The sequence below is a fragment of the Mycobacterium sp. E1386 genome, assembly GCF_001672745.1.
In the GTDB taxonomy this organism is placed as follows: Bacteria; Actinomycetota; Actinomycetes; order Mycobacteriales; family Mycobacteriaceae; genus Mycobacterium.
Genome location: NZ_LZKH01000102.1, coordinates 1 through 23,026 on the forward strand (window position 1 = coordinate 1; position 23,026 = coordinate 23,026).

20 protein-coding genes and 1 pseudogene are annotated in these 23,026 nt (G+C 67.4%); 10 read left to right on the forward strand and 11 right to left on the reverse strand.

The window, feature by feature from the left end; all coding sequences use genetic code 11:
• Positions 1-129, forward strand: a pseudogene (locus A5709_RS27455) (CbiX/SirB N-terminal domain-containing protein); the annotation flags it as partial.
• Positions 130-232: 103 nt separating this feature from the next.
• On the opposite strand, the gene A5709_RS11705 reads toward A5709_RS27455, so the two are convergent.
• From A5709_RS11705 to A5709_RS11730, 6 genes are all read right to left on the reverse strand, one after another.
• The gene (locus A5709_RS11705) at positions 233-1,384 is read right to left on the reverse strand and encodes a uroporphyrinogen-III synthase (RefSeq protein WP_067943929.1); all 1,152 of its coding nucleotides are present in this window, start codon (positions 1,382-1,384) and stop codon (positions 233-235) included.
• Positions 1,385-1,461: 77 nt separating this feature from the next.
• Positions 1,462-2,859, reverse strand: coding sequence for a NarK/NasA family nitrate transporter (locus A5709_RS11710; protein ID WP_068120003.1), 1,398 nt, complete (start codon positions 2,857-2,859; stop codon positions 1,462-1,464).
• A gap of 394 nt (positions 2,860-3,253) precedes the next feature.
• Complete coding sequence (locus A5709_RS11715) at positions 3,254-4,171, reverse strand: 5-oxoprolinase/urea amidolyase family protein (protein ID WP_068119998.1); 918 nt, start codon at positions 4,169-4,171, stop codon at positions 3,254-3,256.
• Positions 4,172-4,186: 15 nt separating this feature from the next.
• A complete protein-coding gene (locus A5709_RS11720) occupies positions 4,187-4,861 on the reverse strand; it encodes an allophanate hydrolase subunit 1 (protein WP_067943935.1) in 675 nt (224 codons plus the stop codon).
• A gap of 112 nt (positions 4,862-4,973) precedes the next feature.
• A complete protein-coding gene (locus A5709_RS11725) occupies positions 4,974-5,972 on the reverse strand; it encodes an ABC transporter substrate-binding protein (RefSeq protein ID WP_067943937.1) in 999 nt (332 codons plus the stop codon).
• Positions 5,973-6,027: 55 nt separating this feature from the next.
• Positions 6,028-6,612, reverse strand: coding sequence for a TetR family transcriptional regulator (locus tag A5709_RS11730; RefSeq protein ID WP_067943939.1), 585 nt, complete (start codon positions 6,610-6,612; stop codon positions 6,028-6,030).
• A gap of 167 nt (positions 6,613-6,779) precedes the next feature.
• Here A5709_RS11730 and A5709_RS11735 point away from each other — a divergent pair, with 167 nt between their 5' ends.
• Positions 6,780-8,168, forward strand: coding sequence for a NarK family nitrate/nitrite MFS transporter (locus tag A5709_RS11735; protein ID WP_156768021.1), 1,389 nt, complete (start codon positions 6,780-6,782; stop codon positions 8,166-8,168).
• A 7-nt stretch (positions 8,169-8,175) separates the two neighbouring features.
• Here A5709_RS11735 and A5709_RS11740 read toward each other — a convergent pair whose 3' ends face one another.
• Positions 8,176-9,426: a DNA polymerase domain-containing protein gene (locus tag A5709_RS11740; protein ID WP_156768020.1), complete on the reverse strand. Its 1,251-nt coding sequence runs from the start codon at positions 9,424-9,426 to the stop codon at positions 8,176-8,178.
• A gap of 58 nt (positions 9,427-9,484) precedes the next feature.
• On the opposite strand from A5709_RS11740, the gene fadD2 reads away from it, so the two are divergent.
• The gene (gene fadD2 / locus A5709_RS11745; protein ID WP_068010714.1) at positions 9,485-11,164 is read left to right on the forward strand and encodes a long-chain-fatty-acid--CoA ligase FadD2; all 1,680 of its coding nucleotides are present in this window, start codon (positions 9,485-9,487) and stop codon (positions 11,162-11,164) included.
• A gap of 19 nt (positions 11,165-11,183) precedes the next feature.
• Here fadD2 and A5709_RS11750 read toward each other — a convergent pair whose 3' ends face one another.
• Complete coding sequence (locus A5709_RS11750; protein ID WP_067943259.1) at positions 11,184-11,549, reverse strand: ATPase; 366 nt, start codon at positions 11,547-11,549, stop codon at positions 11,184-11,186.
• Between the two features lie 511 nt (positions 11,550-12,060).
• Between A5709_RS11750 and A5709_RS28025 the strand changes: the two genes are divergently transcribed.
• Positions 12,061-12,375, forward strand: coding sequence for a hypothetical protein (locus tag A5709_RS28025; protein WP_156744706.1), 315 nt, complete (start codon positions 12,061-12,063; stop codon positions 12,373-12,375).
• A 147-nt stretch (positions 12,376-12,522) separates the two neighbouring features.
• On the opposite strand, the gene A5709_RS11755 is transcribed toward A5709_RS28025, so the two are convergent.
• Together A5709_RS11755 and A5709_RS11760 are read right to left on the reverse strand one after the other, a co-directional pair.
• Complete coding sequence (locus tag A5709_RS11755; protein WP_068120002.1) at positions 12,523-14,724, reverse strand: acyl-CoA dehydrogenase; 2,202 nt, start codon at positions 14,722-14,724, stop codon at positions 12,523-12,525.
• A 125-nt stretch (positions 14,725-14,849) separates the two neighbouring features.
• Positions 14,850-15,983, reverse strand: coding sequence for an alpha/beta hydrolase (locus tag A5709_RS11760; protein WP_068120007.1), 1,134 nt, complete (start codon positions 15,981-15,983; stop codon positions 14,850-14,852).
• A gap of 111 nt (positions 15,984-16,094) precedes the next feature.
• On the opposite strand from A5709_RS11760, the gene A5709_RS11765 reads away from it, so the two are divergent.
• From A5709_RS11765 to A5709_RS11780, 4 genes are all read left to right on the forward strand, one after another.
• On the forward strand, positions 16,095-16,679 hold the full coding sequence (locus A5709_RS11765; RefSeq protein ID WP_068010718.1) for a VOC family protein: 585 nt from the start codon (positions 16,095-16,097) through the stop codon (positions 16,677-16,679).
• Positions 16,676-17,224 (forward strand): hypothetical protein, encoded by a 549-nt coding sequence (locus A5709_RS11770; RefSeq protein ID WP_068010721.1) that lies wholly within the window; start codon positions 16,676-16,678, stop codon positions 17,222-17,224. The genes A5709_RS11765 and A5709_RS11770 overlap by 4 nt, the downstream gene beginning before the upstream one ends.
• 338 nt (positions 17,225-17,562) lie before the next feature.
• On the forward strand, positions 17,563-19,005 hold the full coding sequence (locus A5709_RS11775) for a condensation domain-containing protein (protein WP_067943262.1): 1,443 nt from the start codon (positions 17,563-17,565) through the stop codon (positions 19,003-19,005).
• A 2-nt stretch (positions 19,006-19,007) separates the two neighbouring features.
• Positions 19,008-20,354, forward strand: a complete 1,347-nt coding sequence (locus A5709_RS11780; protein WP_068010727.1) for a hypothetical protein — start codon at positions 19,008-19,010, stop codon at positions 20,352-20,354.
• A gap of 9 nt (positions 20,355-20,363) precedes the next feature.
• Here the strand turns inward: A5709_RS11780 and A5709_RS11785 are convergent, their stop codons facing one another.
• Complete coding sequence (locus tag A5709_RS11785; RefSeq protein WP_067943250.1) at positions 20,364-21,035, reverse strand: TetR/AcrR family transcriptional regulator; 672 nt, start codon at positions 21,033-21,035, stop codon at positions 20,364-20,366.
• Positions 21,036-21,116: 81 nt separating this feature from the next.
• Here A5709_RS11785 and A5709_RS11790 point away from each other — a divergent pair, with 81 nt between their 5' ends.
• Entirely contained in the window at positions 21,117-22,034 is a 918-nt protein-coding gene (locus A5709_RS11790) for an oxygenase MpaB family protein (RefSeq protein ID WP_067943247.1), read from the forward strand.
• A gap of 94 nt (positions 22,035-22,128) precedes the next feature.
• A partial coding sequence (locus A5709_RS11795) for a PPE family protein (protein WP_156744704.1) occupies positions 22,129-23,026 on the forward strand: 898 nt, incomplete at its 3' end.

Here is a 23,026-nt window from a genome sequence, read left to right on the forward strand (position 1 = left end):
GGCACTCGCAGGCCCGAGGGTGTGGCGATGGTCGAAGAGCTTGCCGCGCAAGCCAGTTCGCTTGCGGGCCGGCCGGTGGAGGTCGCGTTCGTCGACGTGCTGGGCCCCACCCCCAGCGAGGTGCTGTCGCGGGCGAGGGCGACCGGCCGGCCCGCAAGCGAACTGGCTTGCGCGGCAAGCTCTTCGACCATCGCCACACCCTCGGGCCTGCGAGTGCCGTGCGCGACCATGATCAGCGCCATGGGGAATCCGCCCGCTGCTCGGTCGCGAGCCGGTATCCACGCTTGACCACCGTCGCGATGATGTTCTTGTCTCCCAGAGCCGTTCGCAGCCGCAGCACGGCCGTGTCGACGGCGTGCGGGTCGTTGCTGTTGCCGGGCAGCGCGCGTAGCAGGTCACCGCGGGCGACGACGTCGCCGGGGCGTTTCGCCAGCGCGCGCAATATCCCCATGCCGGACGGGGACAGCACCTTGATCGAGCCGTCCACCAGCACACACGTGCCCCGAATATCGAGCGTGTGGCCGGCGGCGTCCACCGTGCACGAGCCGAGCAACGGTAGCTCTTCGGCGATATGACGGGCCAAGGCGCCCAACCGCATTCGTTCCGGCGATGACGTCGGCACGCCTTTGCGGATCAACGGCTTGGAGGTGACCGGGCCGACGCACATCGCGTGCACGTCGCTGCGCAGGGCGCCCAGCACCTGGTCTTCGATGTCCAGCTCACGGCTGCGCTCCAGCACCGCCGCGGCCGCGGGCGCCGACGTGAAGGTGACCGCGTCGAACTGCCGTCCCGCGACCCCGGTCACCAGCTGATCGAACGTGCCGCCCAACGGCGTTGGCTTCCACCGGTACACCCGGACGGGCACCACCTCGGCACCCGCCAGGCGCAAGCCACCGAGGAATTCCGGGAAGGGATCCCACGCGTCGGCGGCGCCGTGCAACTGGACCGCAACCCGCAGTCCGGCCACCCCCGAGTTGAGCAGGTATTCCAGCACCTCCTGCGAGGACTCGGAGTCCGGCGACCACTCCTCGTGCAGGCCGGCGGCGCGCAGCGCGCCGGTCGCCTTCGGTCCGCGCGAGACGACCCGGGCCGACGACAGCGCGGCGATGAGCTGGTTCACCAGCCCCCATCCCTCGGCCGCGGCGAGCCAGCCGCGGAACCCGATGCCGGTGTGAGCGACCAGGATGTCGGGCGGATCGGCGATCAATGCCTCGGTGTTACGGTGCAGTTCGTCGTCGTCGGGCAGCGCGATCATGTTGATTGCGGGTGCGCTGCACACCTCGGCGCCCTGTCGGCTGAGCAGCGCGCACAGCTCCTCGGAGCGCCGAGCGGAGGTCACCGCGATGCGATAACCCGTCAGCGGCGGGGAGTCGGGCCGGGCCATATCACCTGTGTATGCCTGTCAGATTTCCGTTGCGTTACCCGGCAATTGCTTGCGCATTGCCCACAGTGAGGGCGCCCTCACACGCGTGCCAGCGCGTCTGCCGTCTCACCGTCCGCCGCCTCGGCGGGCAGCGCCGGCCGCCGTACGTACACCGTCCACGTGATGATCGCCGCCACGACGTAAGAGGCGAGGAACGCCACATATGCCGACGTCTCCGTCCCGGTGGCCAGGTAGGACTGGCGCAGCGCGAGGTTGATGCCCACGCCGCCGAGTGCGCCCACCGCGGAGCAGACGCCGATCAACGATCCGGACTTGGCGCGCGCCCAGTGGCGCCGCTCCTGCTCGCCCATCTGGAGAGCGCGGCTGCGCGCCTCATAGACCGAGGGGATCAGCTTGAACACCGATCCGTTGCCCATCCCGGACAGGATGAACAGCACCATGAAGCCGACGACGTAGCCGATCATGCTGGTCGAGCGCGCCCCGGCATTGTGGTCGTCGAAAGTGCTGATGATGACGAGCAATCCGGCGCCCAGGGTCATCCCGGCGAGCACGCCGAGCGTGACCCTGCTGCCGCCCTTGCGGTCGGCCAGCCGGCCACCGTAGATGCGCGCCAGCGAGCCGAGCAGCGGTCCGACGAAGGCCACCTGCGCGGCGTGCAGCGCCGCGTGCTTGGCGCTTTCGCCGTTGGCCAGGAAGTTGACCTGCATCACCTGACCGAAGGCGAACGAGAACCCGATCCAGGAGCCGAAGGTGCAGATGTAGAGCAGGGAGATCACGTAGGTGTCGCGCTCGGCCAGGATCGAGCGCATCGTGTTCAGCTGCGTGCCGTGACCGACGTTGTCCATGAACAGCACGGCCGCGATTCCCACGATCGCCAGTACCACCAGGTACACCGCGCAGACCCAGTACGGCGCCTCGTGTCCGGCCGTGGCGAGCACCAGCAGCCCGACCAGCTGTATTACCGCCACCCCGAGGTTCCCCACGCCGGCGTTGACGGCCAGCGCCGAGCCCTTGAGCCGCTGAGGGTAAAAGGCGTTCACGTTGGCCAGCGAAGCCGCGTAGTTGCCGCCGCCCAGCCCGGTCAGCGCGGCGCACACCACGAAAGGCCACAGCGGCAATCCGGGGTTGGCGAGCAGCACGATGGTGCCGGCCGTCGGGATCAGCAGCACGAACGCCGAGAAGGCGGTCCAGTTGCGACCACCGAAGGTGGCAATGCCTAGGGTGTAGGGAATCCGGGCCAGGCCGCCGACCAGGGTGGCGACGGCGCCCAGCAGCAGCTTGTCGCCGGCGGAGAAGCCGTAGACGTGCGCGGGCATGAACAGCGCCATGACGGGCCACAGCGTCCAGATCGAGAAGGCGACGTGGTCGCCCGCGATGGTGCACAACAGATTGCGGCGCGCGATCTTCTTGTTGCCGGCCTCCCAGGCCGCCGTGTCTTCTGGATTCCAGTCCGCGATGTGGTGATTGCGGGCCATCCGAGTGTCGCCTTTCGTCACGGGGCGGTGCTCACTTCCGGAAGACTGTCGGTGAATCCGGTTGTGCGCCTTGGGATGGCGAGAGCAGGCCGACCGGAGCCGTGTCGATGACACTGCGCGAGGTGGCGTGCATAAGATTCCCTCTCGTCAGGCCCCATTCAGCCGCACAACGGGAAGAAGAGTGGGCGCCCCGAATGAAGAGGGATGCCCCGCCGTGCATTTCGATGCTCACATTCGAGACACGGTTGGGTCAACTCAATCCGGCCCGAATCGGCTGTAAGTTGATTACCAGTTGTCTGGTAAAACCCTGTAGGCCGCAAACACCGAAATGGCCGCCCGTTTCAAGTGATTCGGGCCGATCCCGCGATTCTATGTGAGCTGGAATACATTCCGGCTAGGAAAACGGCAAGACCGCGACGCCGGACTGAGGCTGGGCGCCCACCAGAACCCTCGGGCGTGACCAGTGCAGGCGCACCGACTGTCCGGGGCGCACCTGGGCGATTTTGTCGATGTCCTCGTCGACCACCACGCCCACCACCGGGTAGCCGCCGGTTACCGGGTGGTCGGGCCCGAGGATTACCGGTAAACCGTTGGGCGGCACCTGAATCGCGCCGCGGGTGGTGCCCTCGCTGGGCAGCTGGCGGTCCGGGTAGCGGTACTGCAGGGGGCGGCCGACCAACCGCATTCCCACGCGATCGCTGCGATCGGATGCCACCCAATCGTTGTGCACCAGGACATCGGGGTCGACGAACCAATCGTCGCGCGGCCCGGGCACCACCGCCAGCTCGACCGTGTTGCCGGTGATCGCCGCCACCGGCGCCTGATCGAGTTCGGGGTAGTCGGGGGTGTGCTCGCCGACCGGGAGCTGATCGCCCGCCCGCAGCGGCGACGGGCCGATGGCCGACATCACGTCGTAACTGCGCGAGCCGAGCACGGGCTCCACGGCGAACCCGCCCCGCACCGCCAGGTACGTCCGCAGCCCGGCGCGGGGAGTGCCCAGGGTGATCGTTTGGCCATCGCGAACGTGCTGAATACTGTTGGTGCCGAACTCAATTCCGTTGACGGTCGGGTTGGCGTCGGCTCCCGTCACGGCGATGTCGATGTCGCCGCCCCGGACCCTTGCCGCGAAACCGCCGAACGTCACCTCGACGGTCGCGCGGTCATCGGGGTTGGCCACCAGGCGGTTGGCCAACTGGTGTGCGCGACGGTCGGCGGCCCCGGACCGGCTCACGCCGAGGTGGGCGAGTCCGGGCCGGCCCAGGTCCTGGACGACGGCGAGCGGTCCGGTGCGAAGAACCTCGAGGGTGCTCACGGCGATCTCCTTAACTCAGACGGCCCGGAACTGAACCCACATGCCCTGCGTCAGCAGCGCCGGCTCGGGCCGTTCAAGGTCCCACAGGACCGCGTCGGTGCGGCCGATCAGTTGCCAGCCGCCGGGCGACTGGCGCGGGTATATCGCGCTGAATTCACCGGCGAGGCCGACCGAGCCGGCGGGCACCGAGGTGCGTGGCTCGCCACGGCGCGGCACCCTAAGGCGCGCGTCGCCGTCGACCAGGTACGCGAAACCCGGGGCGAACCCGCTGAATCCGACCCGCCACAGCGAACCGGTGTGTGCGTCGATCACCTGCGGGATGGTCAGCCCGGTGTGGCCGGCGACCTCCGCGAGGTCCGGGCCGTCGTAGACGACGTCGATGACCACATCGGCACGGCGATCCGGCGCGGCGAGCTCCTCGGCGGTGACGCGCATCTTGCGCAGCCGCTGGCGGATCACCCCTTGGCGGCGGGGACCGTCCAGCTTCACCAGAACCGTGCGGGCGGCCGGGACGACGTCGACGACGCCGGGCAACGCCTCGGCGCGCAAATGCGCCGCCCACGCCAATACCTCGGCAGTGCTGCCGCATTGCAGCATCAGCGCGTTGTCGCCGAAGTCCAGAACCGTGTTGCCGACCAGCTCCGTCGGCAGGCCCTTGGACACGTTGTCGGTAAGGTCCGTCACGCTCATTACTCGACGGTAACCTCCCCATCGCCGACCGGGCGAGGGGCGAGCGACGGATTTTCGAACACTGCCAGAGCTGCCTTAGCAAACACTCAAACGCCGCTGGCGCGGACGGGATCTAACCGAGGATTTTGCCCAGTTGCGGGGGGAGTTGGTCGGCGACCAAGGGATAGCTCAGCGGCGAGGAAAAGGCGATCGCGCCGGCCTGCTCCTTGGTGGTGAAGATGTGCCGGTTCTGCGCGGTGGCCTGGGAGGCCGCCACGTCGGGGTCGGCGAGCAATGCCTTTTGGTCGTCGGGGTTCTCGGTTGTCCAGATGACCACATCGGCGGAATCGAGCACCGCCCTGACGTGATCGCGCGGGATGACGGCGCGGTGGTCGGTGCCGAACGGTTTGATGCTGTCGGCGATCACCAGCCCCATCTGGTTCAGGAAGTCGGTGCGCCAGCCGGCCATGGTCGCGACGACGGTGCCCTGCCAGAGCGTGCCCTGCATCAGCAACGCCTTCTTGCCGGTCCAGGCCGGGTGTTCCTTGGCGACGGCGGTGAATTTCTGGTCTACGGCGGCGATCAGCGACTTCATCTGGTCGGCCTGGAAGACCGCCTGGCCGATGGCGGTGGCCTGCTCCTTCCACGGTTCGAAGAAGGCGTCGCCGTCCGACTGCGGCAGGGTCGGTGCGATCGCGGAGAGCTTCTGATAGGTGTCGGCGTCCACGCCCGCGTTGGTGGCCACGATCAAATCCGGTTTGAGGCCCGCGATCTGGTCGACCGGAATCCCGTTGTCGAGGTTCAGCACCACCGGCTGCGCCCCGCCGAGCCTGGGCTGGGCCCACGGCCACACCGCGAACGGCTGGTCACCGAACCAGTTGGTCACCGCGATCGGCACCACGCCGACCGCGAGCAGGTCGTCCTGCTCGGTGTAGCCGGCACTGACCACGCGCTTGGGGGGTTCCTTGACCACGGTCTGCCCGAACAGGTGGTTGATGGTCACCGATTTGCCGCCGGAGGCATCGGACGACGGTTTGCCCGACGAGCACGCCGCCGGGGCCCCGGCGGCCGCGGCGACCGTCGCAGCCCCTGCGAGCTGCAAGAATCCCCGTCGATTCCAACCCTGACGCATCGCGTGAGATTATCGCGTTCCCTGCCCGCCGGGGCATCGCCGCGCGGTTGCGCGCTCAGCCCAGCGGCATGCCGGCGTCCAGGAAGTCCAGCGCCCGATAGATGGTTTCGGCCGTTTTCGGCGCGCTGTCGAACGCCGCCATCATGGCCCCGACCATCGCGCCGACGTACACGCGGACCTCGAAATCGGTTGCGTCACGGCCGATCCGGCGACCGATGGCCTCCGCCATGACGTTCACGGTGCGGTAGTACTCGTCGTAGAGGGCGGCCTTGAGCTCGGGTATCGAGAAGATCAGCCGCTGACGGGTGTTCTCGAACTCCAATTGCTCGGGCGATAGACCGGCCATCGTCGTGGCGTAGGCGCGGCGGATGGCTTGGCTCGGCGACAGCTCCGGCGGCTGGGCTTCGAACGCGGCGAGGATCAGCGGATCGAGGTCGTCGGCCAGCAGCAGCGACTCCTTGGATCCGAAGTACCGGAAGAACGTGCTGGGTGACACATCCGCGGCGTCGGCGATCTGTTCGACGGTGGTGGCGCCGTAGCCGTTCGCGTCGAACAACCGCAACGCCTCGCGGCGGAGGGCATGGCGGGTCTTGATCTTCTTGCGTTCCCGCAGCCCGAGGGGCTGGTCAGTCGCCTGCATGGGGCGATTCTCCCGCATTTCGGGTGCGAAAAGGTCCGACAAAGTTGTTACAGCGGCCCAGGGGCCGTTGCGAGATCCACGTATCTCCGGCGTAACTGTGGCCACGCGGCCCGGTAACAGTCCTTTCCTAACGTCGGGGCGTGACTACCACGACCTCTGAAGATCAGATCGCCCCGGTCCTGGCGCCCGCGCCTCCTCGCCCGCGCCACCGGGGCGGGCACTGGATCGACGACTGGCGGCCCGAAGACCCCGCGTTCTGGGAGACGACCGGCAAGCCGATCGCCCGCCGCAACCTGATCTTCTCGATCTTCGCCGAGCACGTCGGATTCAGCGTGTGGATGCTGTGGAGCATCGTGGTGGTCCAGATGACCGCGGGACCCCACGGGCATCCGTCCGCGTCCGGCTGGGCGCTGACGGCCAGCCAGGCGCTGTGCCTGGTCGCCGTCCCGAGCGGGGTCGGCGCCTTCCTGCGCCTGCCGTACACCTTCGCGGTCCCGCTCTTCGGCGGTCGCAACTGGACGACGATTTCGGCCGCGTTGCTGCTGATCCCGTGCGTGCTGCTGGCCTGGGCGGTCAGCCATCCCGGCCTCTCGTTCGGCGTCCTGGTGGCGGTCGCCGCGACCGCAGGCTTCGGTGGCGGCAACTTCGCCTCGTCGATGGCCAACATCTCGTTCTTCTACCCGGAGAAGGACAAGGGCTGGGCGCTGGGCCTCAACGCGGCCGGCGGCAACATCGGCGTCGCGGTGGTGCAGAAGATCATCCCGCCCATCGTCGTCGCCGGCGGCGGGGTGGCGCTGGCGCGCGCCGGCCTGTTCTACGTGCCGCTGGCCGTGGCGGCCGCGGTGTGCGCGTTTCTCTTCATGAACAACCTGTCCGAGGCGAAGGCGGACGTGCGGCCGGTCTGGCAGTCGCTGCGGCATCCCGACACCTGGGTCATGTCGCTGCTCTACATCGGCACGTTCGGCTCGTTCATCGGCTACTCGGCGGCCTTCCCGACCCTGCTCAAGACGGTGTTCGGTCGGGGTGACATCGCTTTGACCTGGGCATTCCTCGGTGCGGCGATCGGCTCGGTCATCCGGCCCCTCGGTGGCAAACTCGCCGACCGGATCGGCGGCGCGCGGATCACCGCGGTCAGCTTCGTCATGCTCGCCGCGGGCGCCACGGCGGCGCTGTGGTCGGTCAACGCCAAGAATCTGCCGCTGTTCTTCGCCAGCTTCATGTTCTTGTTCGTCGCGACCGGCATCGGCAACGGTTCGACCTACCGGATGATCTCGAGGATCTTCGTGATCAAGGGGCAGCTCGCCGGCGGCGATCCCGACACCATGGCGCACATGCGGCGCCAGGCCGCCGGCGCCCTGGGCGTGATCTCGTCGATCGGCGCCTTCGGCGGTTTCGTCGTGCCGCTGGCGTACGCCTGGTCGAAATCGCACTTCGGCAGCATCGAACCCGCGCTGCGGTTCTACGTGGGCTTCTTCCTGGCCCTGCTGGTGGTCACCTGGTACTGCTACCTGCGAAAGGGCAACGCCTACCACGCGTTGGCGCGGGCCGGGGTGTAACCGCCCCTCAGCTCGACGGCTTCTGCTTACCGCCGTAACCCTCCCAGGGGCTGTAGTCGGCGATCAGTTCCTCCTGCGGAGGTCGCTGGCCAACCGGCACATGCTGCAGGTTGATCCGGATCCGATACCAGATCGAACTCGGGCCCCGCATGCCGTCGACCAGGACGTCGACCGGTTGCAACAGGCGAGACGCGTCCGGGTGGCGGTCGCGCCAGGTGTCCAGCGCGGCCAGCGCCTCGTCCTTGGTCTTGGTGCGGGCGATCTCGATAAGCGGCATCACCGACCGGCGCCGGCCGTCGGACGTGCCCGATCCCTTCGGCGCGCGCTCGGGGGGACCCATCTCCTCGGCCAGCACCAGCAGCCGGTCGAGCTCGCCGACCGCGTCGTCCATCCCCGCCCACGGGTCACCCATCGCGGCGAACCGGCCGGGCACGGTGTCGATGGTGAATTCCTCGGGAAGGCGCTCGGTGACTTCGTCCCACAGCAGCGGCGTCGACACCCGGGCGTCCGGAGTCGCCCGCACCGAGTACGCCGACGCGACCGTGCGGTCCTTGGCGTTCTGGTTGAAGTCGACGAACACCCCTTCGCGTTCTTCCTTCCACCACCGGCTGGTCGCCGCGTCGGGCGCCCGCCGCTCGACCTCGCGGGCCACGGTCTGGGCGGCCAGCCGCACCTGCCGGAATTCCCAGCGGGGGGCGATCCGCGCGTAGATGTGAAAACCGCGGCTCCCGGAAGTCTTCGGCCACGCGGTCAGGCCGTAGTCCTCCAGCACCTCGCGGGCCACCAGCGCGACGTCGACGATCCGCCGCCAGGGGACCCCGGGCATCGGATCCAGGTCGACCCGCAGTTCGTCAGGATGGTCGAGGTCGTCGGCCAGCACCGGGTGCGGGTTGAGGTCGACGCAGCCCAGGTTGACCGCCCATGCCAGGCCGGCGGCGTCGTGGATGACGGCCTCGGCGGCCGAAGTGCCCCGCGCGTAGCGCAATTCGGCGACGTCCACCCAGTCGGGCCGATTCTTCGGCGCGCGCTTCTGAAACACCGCTTCCTCGGAAATCCCCTTGACGAAGCGCTTGAGGATCATCGGCCGGCCGGCAACGCCGCGCAGCGCCCCCTCGGCCACAGACAGGTAGTAGCGGACCAGGTCGAGTTTGGTGTGCGGCCCCGCGCCGCCGTGGGCTTCGAACACCACCTTGTCCGGGTGGGTGATCGTGACCTGACGCCCGGCCACCTCGAGCGAAACCGGACCCATGTTCATCATCGTAAGTCGGTGGGTACTTACCCCTCGGAATGCGACGGACGTCACATAGGGTGGATGGATGCCTAATCTGATTGGCCTGCCCGGGCAGGCGGTTGCCAAGGTTCAGCAGTACCTGGAACGTGGCTCGGCTGAATTGCACTACGTGCGCAAGATCTTCGAGGCGGGCGCCTTCCGGCTGGAACCGCCGCAGAACTACGCCGCGATGGCGAACGACATCTACAAGTGGGGCGAGTTCGGCATGCTGCCGTCGCTGAACGCCCGACGCCACCCCGACCGCGCGGCGTGCATCGACGAAGACGGCGAGTTCTCCTTCAAGGAGCTCGATGACGCGGCCCACGCGGTGGCCAACGGCCTGCTCGAGATGGGCGTCAAGGGCGGCGACGGGGTCGCGATCCTGGCGCGCAACACCCGTTGGTTCCTGATCGCGTACTTCGGCGCCGCCCGGGTCGGCGCCCGCATCATCCTGCTCAACAGCGAGTTCTCCGGCCCGCAAATCAAAGAGGTGGCGGAACGCGAGGGCGCCAAGCTGATCATCTACGACGACGAATACACCAAGGCCGTCAGCAAGGCCGAGCCGGAACTGGGCTTCCTGCGCGCGCTGGGCACCAACCCCGACGCCGACGAGCCGTCGGGCAGCAAGGACGAAACACTGGCCGACCTGATCGAGCGCAGCAGCAAGGAACCCGCCCCCAAGGCGAGCAAGCACTCGTCGATCATCATCCTGACGAGCGGCACCACCGGCACCCCGAAGGGGGCGAACCGCAGCACCCCGCCCACGCTGGCGCCGATCGGGGGCATCCTGTCGCACGTGCCGTTCAAGGCCAACGAGGTGACCTCGCTGCCGGCCCCGATGTTTCACGCGCTGGGTTTTCTGCACGGCACCATCGCGATGTTCCTCGGATCGACGCTGGTGCTGCGGCGCAAATTCAAGCCGCCGCTCGTCCTCGAGGACATCGAGAAGCACAAGGTGACCGCCATGGTGGTGGTGCCGGTCATGCTGTCGCGGATCCTCGACGCCGTCGAAAAGATGGACAAGAAGCCGGACCTGTCCAGCCTGAAGATCGTGTTCATCTCCGGCTCGCAGCTGGGCGCCGAGCTGGCCAGCCGCGCGCTGAAGGATCTCGGCCCGGTCATCTACAACATGTACGGCTCGACCGAGATCGCTTTCGCCACCATCGCGGGACCGAAGGACCTGGAGAAGAACGCGTCCACGGTCGGCCCGGTGGTCAAGGGCGTGAAGGTCAAAATCCTCGACGACAACGGCAAGGAGAAGCCGCAGGGTGAGGTCGGGCGCATCTTCGTCGGCAACGCCTTCCCGTTCGAGGGCTATACCGGCGGCGGCCACAAGCAGATCATCGACGGCCTCATGTCGTCCGGTGACGTCGGCTATTTCGACGAGGACGGGCTGCTGTACGTCAGCGGCCGCGACGACGAGATGATCGTCTCCGGCGGCGAGAACGTGTTCCCCGCTGAGGTCGAGGACCTGATCAGCGGGCACCCCGAAGTGGTCGAGGCGACCGCGATCGGCGTCGAGGACAAGGAGTGGGGACACCGGCTGCGCGCCTTCGTCGTGAAGAAGGACGGCTCCGACGTCGACGAGGACACCATCAAGCATTACGTCCGCGACCATCTCGCCCGCTACAAGGTGCCGCGCGAGGTGGTCTTCCTGGACGAGCTGCCGCGTAACCCGACGGGCAAGATCCTCAAGCGCGAGTTGCGTGAGATGGAGGTCGACTAGCCGCTGTCCGCCGTCGGGGTCAGCGCCGGTCTTTGATGGCGCGGGTGATCTGCGCCGCGAGTTTGGGGTCGACCAGCAGCTGGTCGATGAGCGCGGTGAGGACCTCCTGTCCGGTCACCCGGGCGACTCCCAGGCGGTCGGCGGCCTCGCGCTGCCAGATGTCGAGGGCGCGGTGGGTGGCCGCCGGAAGGTCGACGGTGCGGCGCGTCCGCTGGCCCCGGCCCGCCTGGTTGGCCGCCGGCTGGCTGACGATCCGGTGGGCGCCCTGCTGCCCGAGCCCGGTGAGGCGCTCGGTCGGTGCGGCGTCTCCTGCCGGTGTGGCCGACGGACCGGGGCCCCGGAACGTTCCGGCGCCGGGTCCGATGTGGCTGGGGTTGAAGTTCACTGCGGCGGTCGTCCTCCGATGAGTGGCCAATCAGTAAATCAGCGCTTCAGTGTGACAATACTGATTCTTCCACCGACGACGGCGTAAGTCGCGCCGCCGGGCCGCGGACCGGCCGCGTCGATGGCAGGCGCCGCAGCAGCGGTTTCTTACAGCAAATTTGTGCGGATAGCTGTCCACGCGCTGATGGGCGCCGGGAATTGCGAATGGAAGAATTCGGTTCGGCGGGGGATTTGGTGTCGTAATTCAGCGGATCCGCTGATACGGAGGCGTGCAAACCAGTATGTCAGTAGATGGCTTTCTACCAGCATAAATTCGGATGCTCCGTAAGTCAGTAGCCGCCGATTTCCTGATTTATGGAAATCATTAAATTCAAATCGCTGCGATCTGCACAGAGCAATTGACCCATTTGTTACATAATTCACAGCGTCATTTCCGTGTAGCAACGTTGTTTGCCGGGAAAGTTCTGGCTAACGTTTTGTTTGTCGGCATCAGGTCCTGGAAGGAGCTTGCGATGGCGATCTCTGCACGATCGTTACGCGGCCCGGCCGTGGGCGCACTGGGTGCTTCAGCGGTGGCGGGAGCGCTGCTGTTCGGCGCCAGCCCCGCCGCACAGGCGGCCCCGGTACCAGGTCCCGACACCAGCTTCACCACCGCCGGTCCGCACGGTACGCCCGGGGGGCCCGGCATCATTCCCGACCGTCCAGGCGGGGGTCATGGCGGTCATGGATGGGGCGGCCACGGATGGGGCGGCGGAGGTCACCCCGGTTGGGGTTCGGGCAACCGCGGATTCTGGGCCCCCGGGCACTGGTGGAACTGGTGGTGGTGAACCACCTCCCCGTGGCAACCGGTCAACCTCGACGTGCCGATCCATTTCTAGGTTGACCGGCCCACGGGATGGGGGGGAACCATGCCGGCCTGACCACCCCTCAGGTCGGCATGGCCCTCTCTCCCCGGGCCAAATCGGAAGTGGCAGTTAGGGATCGCGGGGAAGCCCGAGCAGTCGCTCGGCGATGATGTTCAGCTGCACCTCGGAGGTGCCGCCATAGATGGTCGTGGCCCGGCTCGCCAACAGATATTCGTCCCATTTGCCGGGTAGCTCGCCGGTGTCGCCGATGGCGGCGTCGGTGCCGAACGAGGACACCGCGAACTCCGCGTAGCCCTGGCCGGTGCGCATCGAGAGCAACTTGGAGATGGCAGCGGACGGCATGGCATCCCCGCCGGCCAGAGTCAACAGCGTGGAGCGCAGGTTCAGCACCTTGGCGGCGTGACCCTCGGCGATCAACTGACCGGCTCGGTGTTGTGCGATCGGGTCGAACTGCCCGTCGCGAACGAACTCGACGAACTGGCCCAGAGTGGCCAGGAAGTTCGCCTCGCTGCTGCCGATGGAAACGCGTTCCGCGGTAAGGGTGTTGCGGCTGACCTCCCACCCCCGGTTCACTTCGCCCAGCACGCATTCGTCCGGTACGAACACGTCGTCGATGTAGACGGTGTTGAACATCGCGTTCCCGGTCAGCTCGCGCAGCGGCTTCACCTCGACGCCTTCGCTCTTCATGTCCAGGAGGAAGTAGGTGATCCCGTTGTGCTTCGGAGCGTTCGGGTCGGTCCTCGCCAGCAGAGCGCCCCACTGGGAGAGCTGCGCCGCCGTCGTCCAGATCTTTTGGCCGGTGATGCGCCAGCCGCCGTCCGTTCGGGTGGCCTTGGTGCTCAGCCCGGCCAGGTCCGATCCGGCTCCCGGCTCGGAGAACAGCTGACACCAGATCATGTCGCCGCGGAAGGTCGGCGGCAGGAAACGCTGTTTCTGCTCTTCGGTCCCGAACGCGACGATCGACGGGATGATCCACGTCGCAATGCCCATCTGTGGGCGCTTGACCCGGCCGGCGGTGAACTCCTGGGCGATGATGATCTGCTCGACCGGGCTGGCGGCGCGGCCCCACGGTCTCGGCAGGTGCGGCAGCGTCCAGCCGCCCTCGGCGATGGCGACCTTGCGCTCGGCGCGCTCCATCGCCTTGAGCGCGGCCACTTCGGCCCGGATCTCCTCCCGCAGCTTCTCGGTGTCGGGGTCGAGGTCGATGTCGACCGCCCGCACCCCGGTGCTGGTCGCGGTGTGCACCACCTTCTGCGGGTACTCCGAGTTGCGGCCGAACGAGGCGGCCAGCATCAGCGCCCGGCGGTAGTACACGTTCGTGTCGTGCTCCCACGTGAAGCCGATCCCGCCGTGCACCTGAATGCAGTCCTGAGCGCACCGTTGAGCGGCCGCCGGCGCCAGTGTCGCCGCGACGGCGGCAGCGAACTCAACCTTGGAACCCGTTATATCCCAACCGTTTTCGCGCGCCTCGTCGATAGCGCGGGCGGCGTCCCACACCGCCGCGGTGGCCCGCTCGGTATCGGCGATCATCTCGGCGCACTTGTGCTTGATGGCCTGGAACTGACCGATCGGCCTGCCGAACTGCTCACGGATCTTGGCGTACTGGGACGCGGTGTCGGTCGCCCAGCGCGCCACCCCGATCGCCTCGGCGGACAGCAGCGTCGTCATCAGCGCGTGCGCTGTCGCCATGCTCAGGTTGCACAACGCGGCGTCGGCCCCGACCTCGACGGCGTTGGCCCGAACGTGGGCGACGGGCCGCAGCGGATCAAGGCTTTTCACGGGCTCGATCTCAAGCTCCTCCGCGCGCACCACCACCCATTCCTCGCCGCTGTCGATCGCGACCGGGAGCAACAGCACGGAGGCCTGCGCAGCCGCCGGAACCGCGCGGACCTCGCCGCGCAGCACCAGTGTGTCGCCCTGGCGCGTGGCGGTCAGTCCGCAGCAGTCCATCGCGTAGGCGGCGATGGCGGCGCCGGAGGCCAACTCGGAGAGCACCTTCGCGTTCGGGTCGTTGGCAGAGATCAGTGCGCTGGCGATCGCCGACGGCACGAAGGGGCCCGGCACCGCACCGTAGCCGAACTCGGCCAGCACGACGGCCAACTCGAGGATGCCGAAACCCTGCCCGCCCACGGACTCGGCCAGATGCAGACCCTGCAGGCCTTGCTCGGCCGCGGCCCGCCAGTACGGCGGGGGATTGTCGATGGGTGTCTCCATTGCCGCGTGCAACGTCTCCGACGGCGCGATGCGCGCCACCAGCGACCGCACCGAATCGGCCAGGTCTTGATGCTCAGGAGTGATAGCGATCGGCATTGGTCGCCTTCCCATGCTTTAGGGGTTCGCCTTGGCCAGGCACCCTCCAAACTAACAACCGGTCGGTTGGTTGACTACCGGGGTCGCCGGGCGTGCCAGACCCAATGGTGTCCGTGGTGGGCTCCTCAGTGGAACCGCTTGGCGATCCACTTCGCGATGATGTCGGCCTGCTCCCCACGAGCGGCCGGGGTGGTGAAGTAGTGGTCGGTGTCGATCGACGCCTGCGTCTTGTCGGGGCCGGCGAGCGCGACGAAAATCCGTTGGGCATCGGACGGAAAGACCCCGGTATCGGCCTCGGCGTTGATCACCAGGGCGGGACAGCTGATCCGGGCCAAATGCGGTTCGGCCCTGGTCTGCGCCACCCGCAGGCTCCACATGCCCAGCCAGTTGCGCAGGGTGCAGGCGGCGGCGATGCCGTACGCCGACCGGTTCGCCTTGGCCGGAACACCCGCATAACACATGTTCGGTTGACGCCTGGTCGGCTCGATGCTGGCGTCGACCATGCGAGGATCGGCCCAGGTGCGCATGACGCTGAACGGGCGGTCGGAAAAGCCTGCTGCGCGAACGCGTTTGAGCTCCTGCTCGGCCCAGTCGGTGATGGCGTGGTTGCGTGCGGTCTGCGCCCGGCGATAACGGGTGAGGAACTCCGGTGAATACGGCGGCCCGTTGCGCTCGTTGAACAGGTCGAGGTCGGCATCGGTGGCGACGGGGTCGTTCTCGTCGACGACGGCACCATCCATCCAGGCCGTCAACACGTCGGGTCGGCCGGGGTGGGCGGCGGTGGCCACGTAGCCGTCGGCGGCCGGCAACTCCGTCAGGCCCGCGGCCGGACGCATCCCGTCCAGCGGGGTCACGTTCGGCTCCACGGCCTGCGACTGATATGCGGCCATCAATGATCCGCCGCCCGAGTTGCCGAGCAGCACAACGGTTTCCACTCCCTGCACTTCGCGCAGCCAGCGCACCCCCACGCCGATGTCGACCAGCGCGTGGTCGAGCAGGAAGCTGCTTTCGAAGCCGCGAAACCTGGTGTTCCAGCCCAGAAAGCCGACACCGCGGGTGGCCATGTAGTCGGCGAGGTAATGCTCGGAAAAGTCGATCTGGTAGTGCGTGGCGATCATCGCCACCTTCGGCTTGCGTCCCACCCCGCGGTAGTACAGCCCCTGGCAAGGATGCCCACCCGCGCCGGCGCGGCCGGCAGTGGGCGACGGCAGGCCGACAAACTCGCGGATAACCCCTGCGGCGTCGGTGTTAGGCGTCATCTCACCGGCCCTGTTGGCATCGGACATCTCGAAACAAACTTCAGGCCGATGTTAGATTCAGAAATACAACTTGGCCAGGACTTCAAGCCGGGGACCGAGGGGAGCCGCGCGATGATCAAGCCACACAACACCAACACGGAATTCGAACTCGGCGGGATCAACCACGTCGCGCTGGTCTGCTCGGACATGGCTCGGACCGTGGAGTTCTACACCAAGGTCCTCGGCATGCCGTTGATCAAGTCCCTCGACCTGCCCGGGGGGGCGGGCCAGCATTTCTTCTTCGACGCCGGCAACGGCGACTGCGTCGCATTCTTCTGGTTCGCCGACGCCCCCGACCGGGTGCCCGGCATCTCGTCGCCGGGCGCCATCCCCGGTATCGGCGACATCACCAGCGCGGTGAGCACCATGAACCATCTCGCATTCCACGTGCCGGCCGAAAAGTTCGATGCCTACCGCCAGCGGCTCAAGGACAAAGGGGTGCGCGTCGGCCCGGTGCTCAACCATGACGAGAGCCCGATGCAAGTGTCCGCGACGGTGCATCCCGGGGTGTACGTGCGGTCGTTCTACTTCCAGGACCCCGATGGCATCACCCTCGAATTCGCATGCTGGGTCAAAGAATTCGATGCCACCGATGCTCAGGCCGTGCCCAAGACCGCGGCGGACCGCCGACCTCCGGTGGTCGCCGGCCGCCCGTGACCGACGGCATCCTGACCGACGCGCAGATCGCGGCGCTCACGCCCCAGCAGCGACGGCAGCTCATTTCTCGGCTCGAACAGCCCGTGGGCGACTTGATCGACCCGGCGCTGCTGGCCAGGGTGCGGCGCATCCGGTTGAGTCTGATGGTCGGCGGCTCGATGGCGATGGTTCCCTGGCTGGGATACCTCTCGGTTACGTTGCCGGAGAACTATGTTGCCCACAACTGGCCCGTGACATGGGTGGGCTTCGACATTCTCCTGGTCGGATTCATGGTGGCGACGGCGGTGCTCGGGTACCTGCGTCGCCAGCTGCTGGTGCCGGCCGCGTTCACCACCGGGGTGTTGCTGATTTGCGACGCCTGGTTCGACCTGATGACGGCCGGGCCCAAGGACGTCTGGCTGTCGGTGACTACCGCGCTGCTGGTCGAGGTGCCGCTGGCGGTGTTCCTGATTTTCAGCGCGCAACGGCTGATGCGGCTCACGATGATGCGGTTGTGGCTGCTGGACCCCGGCATGCGACTGTGGGAACTGCCGCTGTTCCCCTGAGGCGGCCGCGATTTGGCTCGGCGCGCCAGGCCGAAGCGCCGGACCCGTGCGTCGGCCCGGTGAGGGTAAAGAAGATTACCGGCCTGGCGCCGCGATCGCACGAGATTGCGAATCTTCCTAAAACGCACCAATCCTCACCTTCCTGTACTAACGTGCAATAACGGCGGCAGGGGGTACAAGCGACACCGTAAGTTCGGGCCAACATACGGAAATTCGTCGCAAAAGATCCCCGATACGAAATTGAATTCATGCTGTGCAGAAGAGCCATTACGGATGGCTCTTCCGCTACCCCCTTGCCGCACAACGGAATAGGCATCGCGAAGGGCGAGGATCAAGAAATGGTCGCACTCGGAAGCATCAGCGAATGGCAGCCACCGCACGGCCCACTGACCACCTGGATGGCCACACCCGCGGCGCACGAAGCGGCTCGCGCCGCACGGCGCAGCGATTCGGCCCCGAGTTATCAACAAAATCAACACCTCTGGACCGCTTACCACGGCAAGGCGCTCAACAGGCAGCTGCCCCGCCTGATGGTCGTGGCGTGGGATATTCCCGGTGTGTGTGACATGCCGGCGATGACGGCCGCGATCAATTCGCATGTCCGTAGGCAGGACACCTACCACAGCTGGTTTGAATTCGAGGACGGCGTCATCGTCCGCCGGGTGATCGAGGACCCCGAGGTCATCGACTTCGCTCCCGTGGCGTTCGGACCGATGAGCCCCGACCAGGCGCGCACGCACGTCCTGGCCACGACACCCGAGACCCTCGGATGGGGTTGCTTCACATACGGAGTCGTCCAGGGGGCCGACCACTTCACGTTCTACGCCAGCGTCGACCACCTGCACATCGACGGCTTGTCCGCCGCACTGATTTTCCTCGACGTCCACCTGACATACCAGGAACTTGCGGCGGGCTCGCAAGTGCGTGAGCTCGCCGTGCCCCCCGAGGTCAGAAGTTATCGCGACTACGCGGCGCGGCAGCGCGAGAACGCGGCCGGCTTGACCATGTCCTCCCCGGAGATCAAGGACTGGATCGCGTTCGCGCGCGAGGCCGACGGCGACTGGCCGAGCTTTCCGCTGCCACTGGGCGACACGTGGGCCAGCTGCAAGGGTGATCTGTTGACGGTCGAGTTGTTGGACGCCGCGGGGACCGCGTCTTTCGACGCTGCCTGCTGCGCGGCCGGGGCCCGCTTCATCGGGGGAGTCTTGGCGTGTACAGCGTTGGCGGAGCGCGCATTGACCGGCAAGGAAACCTATTACGGATTCACGGCCAGGGACACCCGGACGCCGGGCATCGACACGATGACCGTGGGATGGTTCGCCAGCCTGATCCCGGTTTCCGTGCCGACGACCGGCGACTCGTTCCCCGAGGCGGCGCGGGCGGCACAGAAGTCTTTCGATGCCGCCAAGGACCTCGCCGCCGTGCCGGTCGAACGGGTCTTGGAGTTGGCGACGCTGGATGGGCTGGCCATCAAGTTGCCAACACAGCTGCCTATGATGGTCTCTTTCCTCGACTTCCGGAAAATACCCCTCGTCGGGATGTGGGCGGAGATGAATTTCGGGACCTATGGCGACAATCTGTCCGCCGGCGGGATCAACATGTGGATCAACCGGCACGTCGAACGAACCACGGTGACAATGTCCTTTCCGGACAACGCGATTGCGCGCGAGTCGGTCGGCCGCTACATCGCGACGCTGGGTCAGATGTTTACCCGCATCGTCGAGCCCACCGACGAGCCGGGGGTGATCGCGCCGACGGAGAACGACGACGAGGCGGCCTAGCGATGAACAACCTGTTGGACCTGGCCGACCAGACCCTATTCCTCGGGGAGCGAGCGACATCGACTACCAGCGTGCTCCAATGTATTTGGGTGTACGACCGCGCCGTCGACATGGACGGGCTGCGAGCCTTCCATCACCATCTCGGCCGGGGACGGCTGCGTCGGCGCATCGAACGGTCCCCCTTGCCGTTCGGCCGGCATCGTTGGGTAGCGCCCCACGATCAGCCCGACCTGGATATCGTCGCAACGCCGCGGCCGCGCGACGAGATCGACGACTGGCTGGACGAGCAGGCGGCCAGGCGGCCGGATGCCGAGCGTGGCCCCGGTTGGCACCTGGGAGTGCTCCCACTGAACGATGGGGGCGCGGCGGTGAGCCTGGTGGTAACTCATTGCCTCACCGACGGCGTCGGGCTGTGCGAGGCGTTGGCGGACGCGGCGTGCGGCCGCGACGACGCCATCGGCTGGCCCGCGCCGGCTTCGCGGGGGCGGTGGCGGGCGCTGTGTGAGGACGCGCGCCAAACCGCGCGAGACACAACGGATGTGGGTCGGGCCGTCGTTGCGGCGGCACGCATGGCCCGGGCCGGCCGTGCAGCCGCCGCGTCACCGGACACCAAGCGGCACGTTCCGCTCACCGGGCCCGACGAACGCATCACGCTGCCCATGGCAACGGTCTTCATCGATGCCGACGAATGGGACGCGCGCGCAACCACGCTCGGCGGAACGAGCAACGCCCTGCTCGCGGGTTTGGCGGCCCACCTCGCCGGGCGAGTGGGACGGGTCGCCGCCGACGGCACGGTCAATGTGGGGATGCCGGTCAACGAGCGTACCCCCGGTGACACCCGGGCCAATGCGGTCGTCAACGTGGATATCACGGTCGACCCCGCACCGGCGAGGAGGGATTTGCGTGAAATCCGCGCGAGGATCAAGGAAGCGCTGTCCCGCCACCACGATGAGCCCGACGAGCGCTGGGCGTTGCTGCCGCTGGTTCCCCTGATTCCAAAACGCGTCATGCGGCGATTGATCGGCGTGGTTACCGGCAGCGCGATCACCGTCGTGTCGTCCAACCTCGGATCGGTGGACCGAGCCGTCAACCTCCCGGACGGCACCGACGCCGATTACTTCGCCATGAAGACCGTGTACCCGGGGGTGACCACCGCGACCATGTACCGCACCAACGGGGCGCTGGCGTTGTTGTCGGGAAGGGTGCATGGCCGGGTCTTCATCTCGTTTCTTGCCTTCGAGCTGGGTCGTCCCAATTCGAAGGCCGATTTACGGCAACACATCTCGGCCGCGTTGAGCGACTTCTCGCTTACCGCCACCACGGGGTGGCATACCGCTTGCCCGGTGTGAGGACACGCGTCACGGCTTCCCCCGCGGCTTCGCCGCCGTCTCCGTGAGTCGGTACAAGTTGGGTTCGGCGAGCTCGTCGAGCAGTGCCGCCAAATGATCGACGAGCTCGTCCGGCTCGAGTCGGACATCGCCGGCGAGCCAGGCGCTGATTGTCTGCCCGACGCCACCGACCACGAAGTGCGCCGCGGCCTTGATGCGGTCGTTTGCGGGGACGCGCAGCGCGTCTCCGGCGTGCTGGCCGGACAGCATGGCGAACATTGCGCTGGACTCGGCGCGCTTGCGCACGATCACGGGATCGGCCAGCTGCGTGCTGAACAGCAGGCGACCGATGCGGGCGTCGTCGGCGATGGTGCGGACGATGTTGGCCATGCCCGCGCGGGTCTGCTCGGGCGGAGGCACCGCCGCCACCGCGGCCTGGGTGGTGGCGGTCAGTTGGGCGATCACCCAGTCGAACACGGAGGCGACGAATTCGTCTTTGTCGGCGAAACTTTCGTAGAAGTACCGCGCCGCGAGGCCGGCCTGGCGGCAGACGCCGCGGACGGTGACCGCGGAGATGCTCTGTTGCTCCGCGCCGAGTAGCTCCAGACCCGCGGACAGGAGCCGGTTGCGGCGCGTTGCCAGCCGCTGCGCGGCCTCGACGCCACGGTACGGCCGCGCGCTCGAGGGTTTCATGCGAACCATCTTGACACCAACGCGACGCCGCGACAATATCAGGAAACAGGCGTTCGCACATTAGCGTGCTCCGCCGCGGGAGGTCTGACCATGGCGATACACGAGGCCGTTCACGAACCGGCTCGACACGTCGAGCGCGGCGTCGCCGATGCGCCGCGGCCATTGCCCGCACGGCGGCGTCACCGCCGGCGGCCGCTCGGGATCGACGAGGGGTTGATGGGCGTCGCGCTTTTAGCCGGCCCGGCGAACGTGATCATGCAGCTGGCGCGGCCCGGCGTCGGTTACGGCGTCATGGAGAGCCGCGTCGAAAGCGGCCGCGTCGACCTGCATCCGATCAAGCGTGCCCGCACCACGTTCACTTACCTGGCGGTGGCGACCAACGGCAGCGACGCTCAGAAGGAGGCCTTCCGCCGCGCCGTGAACCGGGCTCACGCCCAGGTTTACTCCACCCCCGAAAGCCCGGTGCAGTACAACGCCTTCGACCCTGATCTGCAGCTGTGGGTGGGGGCCTGCCTGTACAAGGGCGGGGTCGACATCTACCGCATGTTCATCGGCGAGCTGGACGGGGAGGAGGCCGACCGGCACTACCGCGAGGGCATGGCGCTGGCGACCACGCTGCAGGTGCCGCCGGAGATGTGGCCGCCGGACCGGGCCGCGTTCGACCGGTACTGGCAGGAGTCGCTGGACAAGGTCCGCATCGACGACGCCGTGCGCGAGTACCTGTATCCGATCGCCGCGTCCCGCGTCCCGGGGCTCGCCTTGCCCGGACCGCTGCAGCGCCTCGCCGACAGGCTTCCGTTGTTGATCACCACGGGCTTTCTGCCGCAGCGGTTCCGCGATGAGATGCGGCTGCCCTGGGACGCCACCAGGCAACGTCGCTTCGACCGGCTCATCGCGACGTTGGCCGTGGTGAACCGGTGCTTGCCGCGGTTCATTCGGCGGTTTCCGTTCAACGTGCTGCTGGCCGACGTCGACCGCCGGATCAGGACGGGGCGCCCGTTGGTCTAGCGCGGGCACGCGGTACGCCCTGACGAGTTGATAACGGAAATCATTTTCATTAAGCTCTCCTCTGCCTGGTACCCCTTCCAGCCCGAGGAGACCCATGACGGCGCCGATCTGGATGGCCTCGCCACCGGAGGTGCACTCCGCGTTGCTCAGCAGCGGGCCCGGTCCGGCGTCGCTGCTCGCGGCCGCGGCGACATGGTCCGAACTGAGCACCGAATACGCCTCGGCCGCAACACAACTCAGCGGCACCTTGGCCGCGGCGCAGGCCAGCTCATGGGAGGGGCCCAGCGCGGAGTCGTACGTGGCCGCGCATGCGCCCTACCTCGCGTGGCTGACGCAGGCCAGCGCGCACAGCGCCGCGACGGCCGCTCAGCACGAGACCGCCGCGGCCGCCTACACGGCGGCGCTGGCGGCGATGCCGACGCTGCCCGAGCTGGCGACAAACCACGTCGTGCACGGCGCCCTGGTCGCGACGAACTTCTTTGGCATCAACACTGTTCCGATCGCGGTGAACGAGGCGGACTACGCGCGGATGTGGGTGCAGGCGGCCACCACCATGACCACCTATCAAGCGATCTCCACGGCGGCCGTGGCGTCGACACCGCCCCCCGATCCAGCGCCGCAGATCGTGAAATCCGATGCCTCATCCGGTGACTCGTCGAATGTCGCCCACGACCCCACGATCGACAATCCGCTCGATGACTTCATTGCGCAGATCTTGAAGAACCTCGGCATCAACTGGGACCCCGCGCAGGGCACCGTCAACGGACTGCCCTACGACGCCTACACGAACGCGAGCCAGCCGATCTGGTGGGTCGTTCGAGCGCTGGAACTTCTCGAAGACTTCGAACAGTTCGGCTATTACCTGGTGCACAATCCTGCGCTGGCCTTCCAGTACATCGTTCAGCTCGCGCTGTTCGACTGGCCGACGCACATCCTCGAGATCCTGGCCACGGCGCCTCAGCTGCTGGCCCCCGCGCTGCTGCTCGCCGTCG

Excerpts from the sequence above, each read along its gene's own strand:
- A5709_RS11705 (WP_067943929.1), bottom strand. The coding sequence starts at position 1,384 with ATGGCCCGGCCCGACTCCCCGCCGCTGACGGGTTATCGCATCGCGGTG.
- A5709_RS11710 (WP_068120003.1), bottom strand. The coding sequence starts at position 2,859 with ATGGCCCGCAATCACCACATCGCGGACTGGAATCCAGAAGACACGGCG.
- A5709_RS11720 (WP_067943935.1), bottom strand. The coding sequence starts at position 4,861 with ATGAGCGTGACGGACCTTACCGACAACGTGTCCAAGGGCCTGCCGACG.
- A5709_RS11725 (WP_067943937.1), bottom strand. The coding sequence starts at position 5,972 with ATGCGTCAGGGTTGGAATCGACGGGGATTCTTGCAGCTCGCAGGGGCT.
- A5709_RS11730 (WP_067943939.1), bottom strand. The coding sequence starts at position 6,612 with ATGCAGGCGACTGACCAGCCCCTCGGGCTGCGGGAACGCAAGAAGATC.
- A5709_RS11740 (WP_156768020.1), bottom strand. The coding sequence starts at position 9,426 with ATGATGAACATGGGTCCGGTTTCGCTCGAGGTGGCCGGGCGTCAGGTC.
- fadD2 (WP_068010714.1), top strand. The coding sequence starts at position 9,485 with ATGCCTAATCTGATTGGCCTGCCCGGGCAGGCGGTTGCCAAGGTTCAG.
- A5709_RS28025 (WP_156744706.1), top strand. The coding sequence starts at position 12,061 with ATGGCGATCTCTGCACGATCGTTACGCGGCCCGGCCGTGGGCGCACTG.
- A5709_RS11755 (WP_068120002.1), bottom strand. The coding sequence starts at position 14,724 with ATGCCGATCGCTATCACTCCTGAGCATCAAGACCTGGCCGATTCGGTG.
- A5709_RS11760 (WP_068120007.1), bottom strand. The coding sequence starts at position 15,983 with ATGACGCCTAACACCGACGCCGCAGGGGTTATCCGCGAGTTTGTCGGC.
- A5709_RS11765 (WP_068010718.1), top strand. The coding sequence starts at position 16,095 with ATGATCAAGCCACACAACACCAACACGGAATTCGAACTCGGCGGGATC.
- A5709_RS11775 (WP_067943262.1), top strand. The coding sequence starts at position 17,563 with ATGGTCGCACTCGGAAGCATCAGCGAATGGCAGCCACCGCACGGCCCA.
- A5709_RS11780 (WP_068010727.1), top strand. The coding sequence starts at position 19,008 with ATGAACAACCTGTTGGACCTGGCCGACCAGACCCTATTCCTCGGGGAG.
- A5709_RS11785 (WP_067943250.1), bottom strand. The coding sequence starts at position 21,035 with ATGGTTCGCATGAAACCCTCGAGCGCGCGGCCGTACCGTGGCGTCGAG.
- A5709_RS11790 (WP_067943247.1), top strand. The coding sequence starts at position 21,117 with ATGGCGATACACGAGGCCGTTCACGAACCGGCTCGACACGTCGAGCGC.